General features: G+C 64.7%; 10 protein-coding genes. 6 read left to right on the top strand and 4 right to left on the bottom strand.

The window, feature by feature from the left end; all coding sequences use genetic code 11:
* Nucleotides 1–40 precede the first annotated feature (40 nt).
* Nucleotides 41–220 carry a hypothetical protein gene (locus tag E8E95_RS08690; protein ID WP_179060931.1) on the top strand — a complete coding sequence of 60 codons (180 nt, stop codon included), beginning with the start codon at nucleotides 41–43 and terminating at the stop codon, nucleotides 218–220.
* Nucleotides 221–420: 200 nt separating this feature from the next.
* Here E8E95_RS08690 and E8E95_RS08685 read toward each other — a convergent pair whose 3' ends face one another.
* From E8E95_RS08685 to E8E95_RS08670, 4 genes are all read right to left on the bottom strand, one after another.
* The gene (locus E8E95_RS08685) at nucleotides 421–1,734 is read right to left on the bottom strand and encodes an FAD-binding oxidoreductase (RefSeq protein WP_280349471.1); all 1,314 of its coding nucleotides are present in this window, start codon (nucleotides 1,732–1,734) and stop codon (nucleotides 421–423) included.
* Nucleotides 1,735–1,833: 99 nt separating this feature from the next.
* Nucleotides 1,834–3,198, bottom strand: a complete 1,365-nt coding sequence (locus tag E8E95_RS08680; RefSeq protein ID WP_280349470.1) for a glutamine synthetase family protein — start codon at nucleotides 3,196–3,198, stop codon at nucleotides 1,834–1,836.
* A 603-nt stretch (nucleotides 3,199–3,801) separates the two neighbouring features.
* A complete protein-coding gene (locus E8E95_RS08675) occupies nucleotides 3,802–4,437 on the bottom strand; it encodes a response regulator transcription factor (RefSeq protein ID WP_280349469.1) in 636 nt (211 codons plus the stop codon).
* A 24-nt stretch (nucleotides 4,438–4,461) separates the two neighbouring features.
* Nucleotides 4,462–6,714, bottom strand: a complete 2,253-nt coding sequence (locus E8E95_RS08670; protein WP_280349468.1) for a PAS domain S-box protein — start codon at nucleotides 6,712–6,714, stop codon at nucleotides 4,462–4,464.
* A 201-nt stretch (nucleotides 6,715–6,915) separates the two neighbouring features.
* Between E8E95_RS08670 and E8E95_RS08665 the strand changes: the two genes are divergently transcribed.
* The 5 genes from E8E95_RS08665 to E8E95_RS08645 all read left to right on the top strand — a co-directional run.
* Complete coding sequence (locus E8E95_RS08665) at nucleotides 6,916–8,538, top strand: acyl-CoA synthetase (protein WP_280349467.1); 1,623 nt, start codon at nucleotides 6,916–6,918, stop codon at nucleotides 8,536–8,538.
* Nucleotides 8,539–8,680: 142 nt separating this feature from the next.
* Entirely contained in the window at nucleotides 8,681–9,010 is a 330-nt protein-coding gene (locus tag E8E95_RS08660) for a DUF485 domain-containing protein (protein ID WP_179060937.1), read from the top strand.
* Nucleotides 9,007–10,656, top strand: a complete 1,650-nt coding sequence (locus E8E95_RS08655; protein ID WP_280349466.1) for a cation acetate symporter — start codon at nucleotides 9,007–9,009, stop codon at nucleotides 10,654–10,656. The genes E8E95_RS08660 and E8E95_RS08655 overlap by 4 nt, the downstream gene beginning before the upstream one ends.
* A 62-nt stretch (nucleotides 10,657–10,718) precedes the next feature.
* On the top strand, nucleotides 10,719–12,491 hold the full coding sequence (locus tag E8E95_RS08650) for an acyl-CoA dehydrogenase C-terminal domain-containing protein (RefSeq protein WP_280349465.1): 1,773 nt from the start codon (nucleotides 10,719–10,721) through the stop codon (nucleotides 12,489–12,491).
* Nucleotides 12,492–12,578: 87 nt separating this feature from the next.
* The coding region (locus E8E95_RS08645; protein WP_280349464.1) for an OprD family outer membrane porin at nucleotides 12,579–13,021 on the top strand (443 nt) is incomplete at its 3' end.

Genomic DNA, 13,021 nt, shown 5'->3' with positions numbered 1-13,021 from the left:
AAGGTGCGCCAATAGCGCCCCGCATTGTGGAGTGAACCTTATGACCACTGCCAAAGAAGAAATCGAACTCGAAGAGGAATTCGTCTCCGAGGAAGCCGACGATTCGGATGCCCCGGCCGAAACCGCGAAGACCAACCTGACCAAGCGCCGCATCATCGACAACTACCTCGAAGAACGCCGCCTGCAGAAACAGCTCTCCGACTACGACTTCGACCTGTAATGGCGCCTTGCCCGAAAAGCCCCGCAAATGCGGGGCTTTTTGTTGTCCGTTAGCGGTTGTAGGAGCTAGCTTGCTAGCGAAAAGGGGCCATTCGCTGGCAAGCCAGCTCCTACGGGCAATGCAGCTACTTGCAACATTCAGTGCAGCCAGAAAAAAAGAAGCCGGCACGAGGCCGGCTGTAAGGACGCACAACAAATCGGTCAGCGCAGCTTTTCCATCATCTGGTAGTACCACATGCCCACCGCCAGCATGTGGTTGCCGAGGCGCTCGCTCAGCGGCACGCGGATGTGCTGGCATTGGGCGAAGGTGTCGAACTTCTCCAGGCTGCCGCTCATGGCGTTGGCCATGACCTCGCCCATGATGTGGGTGGTCGCCACGCCGTGGCCGGAGTAACCCTGGCAGTACCAGACGTTCTTCGACAGCTTGCCCAGCTGCGGGATGCGGTTCATCACGATGCCCATGGCGCAGCTCCACTTGAAGTCGATCTCCACGCCCTTGAGTTTCGGGAATGTGCGCTCGATGCAGGGTCGCAGCTCCGCGGCGATATCGCGGGAATCGCGGCCGGAGTAGTTGGCGCCACCGCCGAACAGCAGGCGGCCATCGGCGGTCATGCGGTAGTAGTCGAGCACGAAACGGCAGTCGTACACCGCCAGGTCCTGCGGATTGAGTTCCTTGGCCAGGTCACCCAGGGGTTTGGTGGTGACGATCCCGCCCATGGCCGGGAAGATCATGCCCTTGAGCTTCTTGCGCTCCAGTTTGTGGTAGACGTCGCCGGCCAGCAGGATCTGCTGGGCGTTGATCCGGCCGCGGCTGGTGACCACCGCGGGGCGATCGCCGTGGATGATGTCCTGCACCTCGGAATGTTCGAAGATCAGCGCGCCCAGGCTGGCAGCGGCCTTGGCTTCGCCGATGCACAGGTTCAGCGGGTGCAGGTGCATGTTGCGGGTGTTCTTGATGGCGCCGACGTAGAGGTCGGAGTCCAGGTGCTCGCGCACGCCGGCCGCATCCAGGAGGGTCACATCGTCGCCCAGGCCACGGCGTACCGCTTCCTCATAGGAGGCCTTCAGCTCGTCCATGTGCGAGGCCTTCATCGCCGCATGCAGATGGCCGTGCTTGAGGTCGCACTGGATGCCGTACTTCGCCACCCGGCTCTTGATGATCTCGTGGCCGCGCCAGCGCAGGTACCAGATGAAGTCGTCCACATCCTTGCCCAGGAACCGGCTCATCTGCTTGCGCATGGCCGCATCGCCCGAGAGGCTGCCCGTCACCTGGCCGCCATTGCGGCCGGTGGCGCCCCAGCCAATCTTGTGGGTCTCCACGAGGGCCACCTTGTAGCCGCGCTCCGCCATCTCCACCGCCGTCGCCACGCCGGTGAAGCCGCCACCAATAATGGCGACGTCGACATTCACCTCACCGTCGAGGGTGGGATAGGCGGTCTCCTCGTTGAGGGTCGCGGAGTAATAGGAGGGCGCGCGCTCGGCGGCGGGCAGTGGGTGTTTGATTGCAGCGGTCATGGGGTGGATCCTTTTTGGCCTCTGGGGGCCTTCAATACCGGGGAGCGATTCGCGAATGAATTCGCTCCCACAAACAGAAACGGACAGTCGTTCGCCGGCTCAGGCCTGGTTGAGGTACCAGCGCCAGTCCTGCTCACCGACTTCGGACATGAACTGGCGGTACTCGGCGCGCTTCACCGCCTGGTAGACGCCCAGGAAGGCCGTGCCGAACGCGTCGCGGGCCCAGCTGGATTGCTCCAGGGCGCACAGCGACGTCAGCCAGTCGGTGGGCAGCAACTCCGTCGCCTGGGCGTAGCCGTTGCCTTCGATCGGGTTACCCGGATCGATGTCCTCGCGGATACCACGATGGATGCCGGCCAGGATGGCCGCCGCCGCCAGGTAAGGGTTCGCGTCGGCGCCGCAGATGCGGTGCTCGATGTGCCGGCTGTTGGCCGGGCCACCCGGAACGCGAAGGCTCACGGTGCGGTTATCCACACCCCAGGTCGGTGCCAGGGGCGCGTAGCTGTTGGCCTGGAAACGGCGATAGGAGTTGGCGTTCGGGCAGAACAGCAGCAGCGAATCCAGCAGGCTCTTGAGCATGCCCCCCACGGACTGGCGCAGCAGCGGGGTACCGGCGGGGTCTTCGCTGGCGTAGAGGTTGCGGCCTTCGGCGTCAGCCAGGCTCACATGCATGTGCATGCCGGTGCCGGCGATCTCGGCGAAGGGTTTGGCCATGAAGCAGGCCTGCATGCCATGGGCGTGGGCGACGCCCTTCACCAGGCGCTTGTAGCGCACAGCCTGATCCATGGCTTGCAGCGCATCGCCGTGTTCGAGGGTGATTTCCACTTGGCCAGGCGCGTATTCGGAGATCGCGGTACGCGCCGGAATGCCCTGGGCCTTGCAGGCTGCATAGAGATCGGCGAGGAACGGCTCGATCTGCTCCAGCTCACGCAGCCCGTAGACCTGGGTGCCACGCGGACGATGACCATCGGCATCCAGCGCCGGCTGCGGACGGCCATCGGCGTCGCGCTTCTGGTCCAGCAGGTAGAACTCCAGCTCGCAGGCCATTACCGGGTAGAAACCATCGGCCTTGAGACGATCGATCACTTCCACCAGCACATGACGCGGGTCGGCGATCGCGGCGGGCATCCCCTCCTGCGGGTGCATGCTGACCTGTACGGCAGCGGTGGGCATCTTGCGCCAGGGCATGCGCACCAAACTGCCGGCCAGCGGATAGGCGCGGCAGTCGATATCGCCCACATCCCACACCAGGCCGGAGTTTTCCACATCCTCGCCGTGCATGGTCAGGCCGAGGATGGTGCTGGGTAACGGACGGCCGCTTTCGTAAACGGCGAGGAGCTCGTCGCGATGCAACAGCTTGCCGCGAGGCACACCATTGGCGTCGAGGATGAAGACTTCGAATGCGTCGATATCCGGATTCTGTTCGAGGAAATCCCGGGCTTCCTGCACGCTGGCAAATGTCATGTCGCTCTCTTTAGTGCCCGTGGGCACGCAATCTGACCCTCGCCGCTGCGGGCAAGGGTCGAATTTCTCTTTCTGGGGTGAGGTAGCCGCTGCGGTGGCGGCCCGATCAGACGAGAGCGCTATCCGGCGGACGAGCGTGACGGCAATGCCAGAGCGCCCAGAAAGCGAGTTCGAGCGGCAGGGAAATCAGAAGGTGGCTGGCCCACTTGCGGGAGAACTGGACCGTCGGGGCAATTCCCGGAGCACGGCGCGCGGCGCGAACCAGCCCGAGGGGCAAGGCGGCCAGCAACGATTGGTGCGCGGTGGAACAACCCATGGGAAAAGCCGTGTTATTGGAATGCGTTGGAGGCTCGCACGGCGGGATGGGTGAATAAAATTCAGGTTTTCCTATCTTTAGTTAAGCAACGGATAAACATTAAACCTGGCCGCGGGTGTGAGATCATCCGTGATTGAAATGGCTGCGTCTTCATTAAGTGTTGCAAGTAGCTGCATTGCCCGTAGGAGCTGGCTTGCCAGCGAATGGCCCCGTTTCGCTAGCAAGCTAGCTCCTACAAGGCTCTTGGACCGCAGGGCCCCGCCACCTGGCCCGGCATACAACCAGGCCTAACGCAGTTTCAGAGGGTCAACCAGGCCCGCTGCGATGGCCATGCCCACCAGGTCAGGCAGGCGTTCGGCCTGCATGCGCTTCATCACGCGGGCACGATAGAGGTCGATGGTCTTCACGCTGATGTCCAACTGCTCGGCAATCTCGCGGTTGGTGTAGCCCTGTACCAGCGGTAGCAGCACATCGCGCTCACGCGGAGTCAGGCTGTCGAGGCACTCCTGCAACTGGCCCTGGCCGCCCGAGACCGTGCGCTGGTGGTCGACGCGCGACAATGCCTGCTGCACGCTATCCAGCAGGAGCTGCTCGTTGTAGGGCTTCTCGATGAAATCATGGGCGCCCGCCTTGAAGGCACGTACCACGATCGGCACATCGGCGTGTCCACTGACGAAGATCACCGGCAGGTCCAGGCCGCGGCTGCGCATTTCCTCCTGAACATTGAGGCCACCCATTCCGGGCATGCGTACGTCGAGCAATACACAGGCGTCGAGGCTGGCATCGCAGGCGTCGAGGAAGGCACGGCCGCTGGTGAAGGGCAGCGCCTTGAGGCCTACCGACTCCAGGAGCCAGACCGTGGAATCGAGCATGCCCTGGTCGTCATCCACCACATAGACCACCTGTTCGCCACTGTTGGACATCAAATCGCTCCTGTTGCCTTCTTGTTATTGCAGCGGCAGGCGGCAACGCATGAGCAGCCCGCCCTCCCCGTTCGGCATCCCGTCCAGTGCGCCGCCGAATCCTTCGATAATGCTGCGGCTCATCGACAGCCCCAGGCCCAGGCCATCCGGCTTGCTGGTGTAGAAGGGGGTGAAGATGCGCCCCAGTTCCTCTTCGCCAAGCCCTGGCCCCTGATCGCAAACCTCGATGAGCAGTTGGCCGTCCTGCGCCGAGGCCGCCAATCGGATCATCGATTCCCGTCCCGGATGAGCCTCGCGGTTGGCGTCGATGGCGTTGCGCAGCAGGTTGAGCAGCACCTGTTCGAGCAGCACCCGATCGGCGTAAACCGGCGGCAGATTGTCCGGTAATTGCTCGGCGATCGCCACCTGGCAGGCGCTGGCCTCCCAGGCGCACAGCCGTACCGCTTCGCGGACCACTTCGGCCACGTTCAGCGCCTGCATCTTGCGCTGCCCCTTGCGCAGGAAGGCCCGCAGCCGCTTGATCACTTCCGAGGCATGGTTGGCGTGTTCGGTGATGCGCTCCAGCCCCTGGGCTACTCGCTCCGCCGCCTTGGGGTTGCTGCCCAGGGATTGCAGGTAGCGCTGGCTGGCACTGGCGTAGTTGACGACCGCGGCGAGGGGCTGGTTGATCTCGTGGGCGATGCCGGAGGCCAGTTCTCCCAGGGTCACCAGCCGCGCGGTATGCGCCAGCTCATCCTGGTGGCGACGCTGCTGGGCCTCGCGCAACTCGCGCTCGGTCATGTCGTGGGCCACCAGCGAGTAGTAGCGTTCGCCTCCCGCCGTACTGTGGGCCAGCAGCACCATGGACACTGGCACCGACGCGCCGCCGTCCGGTGGCAGCAGCCGCGAATCGATGCTCCACACCCCCTTGCGCTCGGCGGTGCGCCAGCCCTCCCGCTGCAGGCGCGCAAGATCGTCCGCCAGCATCACCTCGGCCAGCGCCGGCATTGGCTGTCGAGCCTCCAGGCTCAGAGCCCGGCGGGCGGCCGGGTTGAGGTAGGTGATGTGCCCAGCGGGGTCGACGAACAGCACAGGGTCGGTATTGGCCTCCACCACCTCGGCCAGGCGCCGCCGGTTCTCCTCGGCCTGCACCCGCGCGGTGATGTCGCGGGACACGCTGACCACCTCCACCACTGCCCCGGTGTAGGTCTCGCGGATAGCGCGGCTGGCCGTCTCGAACCAGAGGTAATGCCCTGCACGATGGCGGATGCGGTAAGTCATGGTGTGGTAACCGTCTTGCTCCAGCGCATCCCGGGCGCGCTGCACCAATTGGGCCAGCTCCTGGGGATGAAAGAGGCACTGGGCGAGCTGTCCGCGCAGCTCTTCCGGCCAGTAACCGAGCAGGGTCCAGGAGGCCGGCGAGGCGTCGAGGAAGCGACCTTCGGGGGTATGCCGGGAAATCAGGTCAGTGGTGTTCTCAGTGATCAACCGGTAGAGGCGACGCGCCCGTGCCGCCTCGCGCTCGGCGAGGATCTGCGTGGTCGCTTCGCGGCAGCGCGCCAACACCCGCTGCTCCCGCGGATCGGGAATATAGGTCCAGACCAGCACGCGTTCGCCGCACTGGGCCTCCACCCCTTCGATGGCGCGCTCCTGGGCCAGGCAGGCACGCACCAGGGAGGCATGGTTCACCGGCAAAAAGCGCAGCACCTCGGCCATGGGCATTTCCCCGAGCATCGCCAGCAGCGCGGCGTTCAGTTCCAGTGGGGCGGCCCCGGCATCCACCAGCAGGCTCGGCTGCGGGTCATGGCCTAGCAACGGCGAAGCGCGCAACAGGCCGTTGACGCTGCCGAGCAGAGTGGTGAGTAACTCGTGCACGCAGCCCAGCCAATCCAGCCCCACGTCTTCGTGCACTTCCACCAGCAGCAGCCCCTGCTGGCCGATCTCCAGCGTCAGGTCGAACGCTTGGCCATGGCTGATCGCGGCCCGGCGCAGGCGGCCAGCCAGCCAGCAATCGAGCTGGCGGAGTTGATGCAACGACAGCCGCCCATCCTCTGCCAGACGCTCGACCAGACGTTCGTCGCTGGCCTGCAGCGGATCACCTTGCCCTGGTGGTAGCTGCTGGCAACTGCCCTCATGGCTGTAAATGCGCGCACCGGATTGCCAGCTCAGATAGAAGGCCTGCCGCACCTCAGCGCAACCGCGCAACGCCCTGCACAGAGCATCGGCGCGGGCCGCCAGGGGCACGCCCTCGCGTTGCAGGCGCAGCCAAGTGTGAAGTCGAACCGGGGTCTGGGTCATGGCGAGTCCAGCGGCTGGGGGGTGGGCAAGGATATACCGGCCTGCAGAAGGAACAGAAATAATATAGTACTTTTACTATATGACTATAGAACTACTTCCATACCATTGTGAACTTGGTATATAAATCACCCCAGAGAGCTACCGGCCTCTTCCAGATGCGCCGGTGCAGAAGAGCTAATAATCAGCCGCCGGGTATCCAGCATGTCGATCTACGATCAGGGCCTCGCCCCTGCTGCCGTCAACCACATCGCCCTCTCCCCCCTCAGCTTCATCGAGCGTACTGCCGCCGTTTACCCCCATTACCCGGCCGTGATCCACGGCTCCATCCGCCGCAACTGGGCGCAGACCTATGCGCGTTGCCGGCGCCTGGCATCGGCCCTGGTCGGCCGTGGCATTGGCAAGGGTGACACCGTGGCGGTGATGCTGCCGAACATCCCGCAGATGCTCGAGGCGCACTTTGGCGTGCCGATGATCGGCGCGGTGCTCAACACCCTGAACGTGCGCCTGGACGCCGAAGCCATTGCCTTCATGCTGCAGCACGGCGAAGCCAAGGTGCTGATCACCGACCGCGAGTTCCATGAGGTGATCCACGCCGCCATCGGCATGCTCGACCACCCACCGCTGGTGATAGACGTCGAGGACCCGGAATACGGCGAGGGCGTGGCCGTGAGTGAGCTGGACTACGAAGCGCTACTGGCAGAAGGCGACCCGGACTACGCCTGGCAATGGCCCGAGGATGAATGGCAGGCCATCTCCCTGAACTACACCTCTGGCACCACCGGAAATCCCAAGGGCGTGGTCTACCACCACCGTGGCGCCTACCTGAACGCCCTTGGCAACCAGATGACCTGGAACATGGGCAACCATCCGGTCTACCTCTGGACGCTGCCGATGTTCCACTGCAACGGCTGGTGCTACCCCTGGACCGTAACCGCGCTGGCAGGTGTGCACGTCTTCCTGCGCCGGGTCGACCCGCAGAAAATCCTCAACCTGATTCGCGAACACCAGGTCAGCCACCTGTGCGGTGCGCCCATCGTGCTCAACGCCCTGGTCAACATGCCCGAATCGGCCAAGGCCGCCATCGACCACCCGGTGAACGCCATGGTGGCCGGCGCCGCGCCGCCGGCCAAGGTGATTGGTGCCGTAGAGGAAATGGGCATCCGCGTGACCCATGTCTACGGCCTCACCGAGGTTTACGGGCCGGTGACCGTCTGTGCCTGGCACGAGGAATGGGACGAGCTGCCGCTGGAAGAGCGCGCCCGCATCAAGTCCCGCCAGGGCGTGCGCTACCCCACCCTGGAAGGCGTGATGGTGGCTGATCCGAAGACCCTCGAACCCGCCCCCATGGACGGCCAGACCATCGGCGAGATCTTCATGCGCGGCAACACCGTCATGAAGGGCTACCTGAAGAACCCCAGCGCAACCAGCGAAGCCTTCGAGGGCGGCTGGTTCCACACCGGCGATCTGGCGGTCTGGCACCCGGATGGCTACGTGGAAATCCGCGACCGGTTGAAGGACATCATCATTTCCGGTGGCGAGAACATCTCCACCATCGAACTGGAAGGCGTGCTCTATCGCCACCCAGCGGTACTGGAAGCGGCCGTGGTGGCGCGCCCGGACGAAAAATGGGGTGAAACCCCCTGCGCCTTCATCACCCTCAAGGCCGACCAGCAGGAAACGCGTGAGGCCGACATCATCGCTTTCTGCCGCGAACACCTGGCCGGTTTCAAGGTGCCGAGGACGGTGATCTTCACCCAGTTGCCGAAGACCTCCACCGGCAAGATCCAGAAGTACGTCCTTCGGGATATGGCGAAGAACCTCTAACCCGCTTCCGGCAGCGGCCGGACACAGCAGCGCTTCAAGAACAGGGTGGCAGCCAGCGGTTGCCACCAAGGGCCGTCGCATGCCCGAAAAAGCTGCGGCGGCCGGCAACAGGCATCGACAACAACAACAAGCGGAGCCCGTCATGAGTACCCACAACACACCTCACGTCCAAAGCTGCGACCGCATCCGGTCAAACCCCAAGTTCCAACGTCTGGCACGCCAACGCGCGGTGCTCGCCTGGTCGCTCAGCGCCGTGGTGCTGGGCGTCTACTACCTGTTCATCATGCTGGTGGCCTTCGTCCCCGGCTGGTTGCACATGCCACTCTACGAGGGCAGCCACCTCAGTCGAGGCATCCCGCTGGGCGCCGCCATCATCGTCCTTTCCTGGCTGCTGACCGCCTGGTACGTGCGCAGCGCAAACACCCGTTTCGACAGCCTCAGCACCGAAATCCTCGCGGAGGCCCAGGCATGAAAGCCCTCCTCGCCCTCTTCGCCCTGGCACCTCTGAGCGCCTTCGCAGACACCATCACCGCGCAGAAGCAACCGCTCAACCTGCATGCCATCGGCATGTTCTTCGTCTTCGTCCTCGCCACCCTGGCGATTACCTGGTGGGCCGCACGCCGCACCCGCTCCACCGCCGACTTCTACACCGCTGGCGGCGGTATCTCGGGCTTCCAGAACGGCCTGGCCATTGCCGGTGACTACATGTCCGCGGCCACCTTGCTGGGCCTCACCAGCCTGGTATTCACCAAGGGCTACGATGGCTTCGTCTACATCATCGGTTTCTTCGTCGGCTGGCCGGTGATCACCTTCCTGATGGCCGAGCGCCTGCGCAACCTGGGCAAGTACACCTTCGCCGACATCGTCTCCTACCGCCTCGACCAGACCCGCGTACGCAGCTTCGCCGCCCTCGGCTCGCTGACCGTGGTCTGCTGCTACCTGATCGTGCAGATGGTCGGCGCCGGTCAGCTGATCAAGCTGCTGTTCGGCCTGGACTATCAACTGGCGGTGGTGGTGGTCGGTGTGCTGATGCTGGTCTACGTGATCTTCGGCGGCATGATCGCCACCACCTGGGTGCAGATCGTCAAGGCTGTCCTGCTGCTGGCTGGTGGCACCACCCTGATGCTGATGGCCATGAGCGAGTTCGGCTTCAGCTTCGAGGAGCTGGCCGGTCGCGCGGTGGAAACCCATGCCATCGGCAACGGCATCATGGGCCCCGGCTCGATGCTGGCCGACCCGATCAATGCCGTCTCGCTGTCCCTCGGCCTGGTGTTTGGCATCGCCGGCCTGCCGCACATCCTCATGCGCTTCTTCACTGTGCCCAACGCCAAGGAAGCCCGCCGCTCGGTACTGTTCGCCACCGGCTTCATCGGTTTCTTCTTCCTGGTGGTGTGCGTGCTTGGCTACACCGCCATCGTCATCGTTGGTACCGACCCGCAGTACTTCGTCGACGGCAAGCTGGGCGGAGCCCTGGTAGGCGGCGGCAATATGGTCGCCATGCACCTGGCCCAGGCCGTGGGTGGCAACCTGTTCCTCGGTTTCCTCTCCGCCGTGGCCTTCGCCACGATCCTCGCCGTGGTCGCCGGGCTGGCCCTGGCCGGGGCCTCGGCCATCTCCCACGACCTTTACGCCAGCGTGCTGAAGAAAGGCCGTGCCAGCGAGAAGGATGAAATGCGCGTGAGCCGCATCGCCACCGTCTGCCTGGGCCTGGTGGCCATCGGCCTGGGTCTGTTGTTCGAGCAGATGAACATCGCCTTCCTCGTCGGCCTGACCTTCGGCGTCGCCGCGTCGGCCAACTTCCCTGTGTTGATCATGGCCATGTACTGGAAGGGCCTGACCACCCGTGGCGCCCTCTGCGGCGGCCTCGTCGGCCTGGTGTCGGCCCTGGTGCTGGTGATCCTCTCGCCAGCGGTGTGGGTGACGGTGCTCGGCCATGCCAAGGCGATCTTCCCCTATGACCACCCGGCGTTGTTCTCCATGCCGTTGGCCTTCGCGGTGATCGTTCTGGTTTCCAGCCTGGACCGCAGCGCCCGCGCAAGCCGCGAGCGGGCCGCCTACGCCGACCAATTCGTCCGCGCCCAGACCGGCCTGGGAGCTGCGGCCGCCAGCAGCCATTGATCCATCCGGCACGGCCTGCGGGCCGTGCCTTCCCGCAATCGCCGTAACAGAGGTTCCTCGCCATGCCCGAATACAACGCCCCGCTGCGCGACCTGCGCTTCGTCCTGCATGAGGTCTTCGACGCCCCGTCCCTCTGGGCGCGCCTGCCTGCGTTGGCCGAACGGGTCGATGCCGATACCGCCGACGCAATCCTGGAAGAAGCGGCCAAGGTCACCGGGCAGCTCATCGCCCCGCTCAACCGCAGCGGCGACGAAGAAGGCGCGCAGTGGCACGCGGGTGTGGTCAGCACCCCGGCAGGCTTCAAGGAGGCCTACGGCACCTACATCGAGGGTGGCTGGGTAGGGCTTTCCGGCAATCCGGACTTCGGCGGCCTGGGCATGCCGAAGATGCTCGCCGTGCAGTTCGAGGAAATGCTCTATGCCGCCAACTCCAGCTTCGCCCTGTATTCCGCGCTGTCCTCCGGCGCTTGCCTGGCCATCGACGCCCACGCCAGTGCCGACCTGAAACAGACCTACCTGCCCCCGATGTACGAAGGGCGCTGGGCCGGCTCCATGTGCCTCACCGAACCACAGGCTGGTACCGACCTCGGCATCATCCGCACCAAGGCCGAACCCCAGGCCGACGGCAGCTATCGCATCACCGGTACCAAGATATTCATCACCGGCGGCGAACAGGACCTGACCGAGAACATCATCCACTTGGTGCTGGCCAAGCTGCCGGACGCGCCGGCTGGTCCGAAAGGCATCTCCCTGTTCCTGGTGCCCAAGGTCATGGTCAGTGCGGATGGTTCGCTGGGCGAGCAGAACGCCGTGTCCTGCGGCTCCATCGAACACAAGATGGGCATCAAGGCCTCGGCCACCTGCGTCATGAACTTCGACGGCGCCTGCGGGTGGCTGATCGGCGAAGCCAACAAGGGCCTGGCGGCGATGTTCACCATGATGAACTACGAGCGTCTGTCCATCGGCATCCAGGGCATTGGCTGCGCCGACGCCTCCTACCAGGCCGCCGTGACCTACGCCCGCGAGCGCATCCAGAGCCGCGCACCCACCGGCCCGGTGGCGCAGGACAAGGTGGCCGACCCGATCATCCATCACCCCGACGTGCGCCGCATGCTGCTCAGCATGAAGGCCATGACCGAGGGCGGCCGCGCCTTCGCCTGCTATGTCGGCCAGCAACTGGACCTGGCCAAGTACACCGATGACAGCGACGAACGCACGCGCGCCGAGGCCCTGGTGGCCCTGCTCACTCCGGTGGCCAAGGCCTTCTTCACCGACACCGGCCTGGACAGCTGCGTGCTCGGCCAGCAGGTGTTCGGTGGTCACGGCTACATCCGCGAATGGGGCCAGGAACAACTGGTACGCGATGTACGCATCGCGCAGATCTACGAAGGCACCAACGGCATCCAGGCCCTCGACCTGCTCGGCCGCAAGGTAGTGGCCAATGGCGGCGCCGCGCTCAAGCTGTTCTGCGCCGAGGTGCGCGCCTTCGCCAGCCAACCCGCCGCGCCCTACTCCGCCGAGCTGCTGGAAGCACTCGGGCGCCTGGAGGGCACCAGCGAATGGCTGCTGGCCCAGGCCAGCCGCAGCCCCAACGAAGTGGGCGCTGCCTCGGTGGAATACCTGCAGCTCTTCGGCCATGTGGCCTACGCCTGGCTATGGGCGCGCATGGCTGCCGTAGCCGAGGCGCGTCAAGCCGAGGACGAGGCCTTTTACGGTGCCAAACGGGCCACCGCCGAGTTCTTCTTCCGCCGCCTGCTGCCGCGCACCCTCGCCCTGGAGGCCAGCATCCGCACTGGCGCCGAGCCGCTCTTCGGCCTTTCCAGCGAACAGTTCTGACGTTTGAGCGTGGCGCGGCCTGGGCTCCTTTGGGCCGCGCTTTTTTATTCCGCAGTACCTGAAAAAACAACAACAAGAGGAATCACGATGACCCGTAACCCCCTCACCACCGTCCTACTGCTGTCCGGCGGCGCCCTCGGTCTATCCGGCACCGCCACAGCGGACTTCATCAAGGATTCGAAAGCCAGCCTGGAACTGCGCAACTTCTACTTCAATCGTGATTTCCGCCAGCACGCCGCGCCGCAGTCCAAGGCCGAGGAATGGGCGCAAGGCTTCCTCCTGCGCTACGAGTCGGGCTTCACCGAGGGCAGCATCGGCGTCGGCCTGGACGCCATCGGCCTACTGGGCGTGAAGCTGGACTCCAGCCCCGACCGTGCCGGCTCCGGTCTGCTCAAGCGAGATCGCGAAGCCCCCAAGAGCGCCCAGGACGAATACGGCGAACTGGGCCTGACCGCCAAACTGCGCGCCTCGAAGAGCACCCTCAAGCTCGGCACCCTGATGCCCAAGCTGCCGGTGCTGCTGGCCAACGA

Source organism: Pseudomonas sp. BN414, assembly GCF_029871275.1.
GTDB lineage: Bacteria > Pseudomonadota > Gammaproteobacteria > Pseudomonadales > Pseudomonadaceae > Metapseudomonas > Metapseudomonas resinovorans_C.
Note: the sequence above shows the minus strand (reverse complement) of the source record. Positions and strands in the feature narration are given on the sequence as shown.

Coding starts and splice junctions, on each gene's coding strand:
- E8E95_RS08690 (WP_179060931.1), top strand. CDS start 41: ATGACCACTGCCAAAGAAGAAATCGAACTCGAAGAGGAATTCGTCTCC.
- E8E95_RS08680 (WP_280349470.1), bottom strand. CDS start 3,198: ATGACATTTGCCAGCGTGCAGGAAGCCCGGGATTTCCTCGAACAGAAT.
- E8E95_RS08670 (WP_280349468.1), bottom strand. CDS start 6,714: ATGACCCAGACCCCGGTTCGACTTCACACTTGGCTGCGCCTGCAACGC.
- E8E95_RS08675 (WP_280349469.1), bottom strand. CDS start 4,437: ATGTCCAACAGTGGCGAACAGGTGGTCTATGTGGTGGATGACGACCAG.
- E8E95_RS08650 (WP_280349465.1), top strand. CDS start 10,719: ATGCCCGAATACAACGCCCCGCTGCGCGACCTGCGCTTCGTCCTGCAT.
- E8E95_RS08660 (WP_179060937.1), top strand. CDS start 8,681: ATGAGTACCCACAACACACCTCACGTCCAAAGCTGCGACCGCATCCGG.
- E8E95_RS08655 (WP_280349466.1), top strand. CDS start 9,007: ATGAAAGCCCTCCTCGCCCTCTTCGCCCTGGCACCTCTGAGCGCCTTC.
- E8E95_RS08685 (WP_280349471.1), bottom strand. CDS start 1,734: ATGACCGCTGCAATCAAACACCCACTGCCCGCCGCCGAGCGCGCGCCC.
- E8E95_RS08665 (WP_280349467.1), top strand. CDS start 6,916: ATGTCGATCTACGATCAGGGCCTCGCCCCTGCTGCCGTCAACCACATC.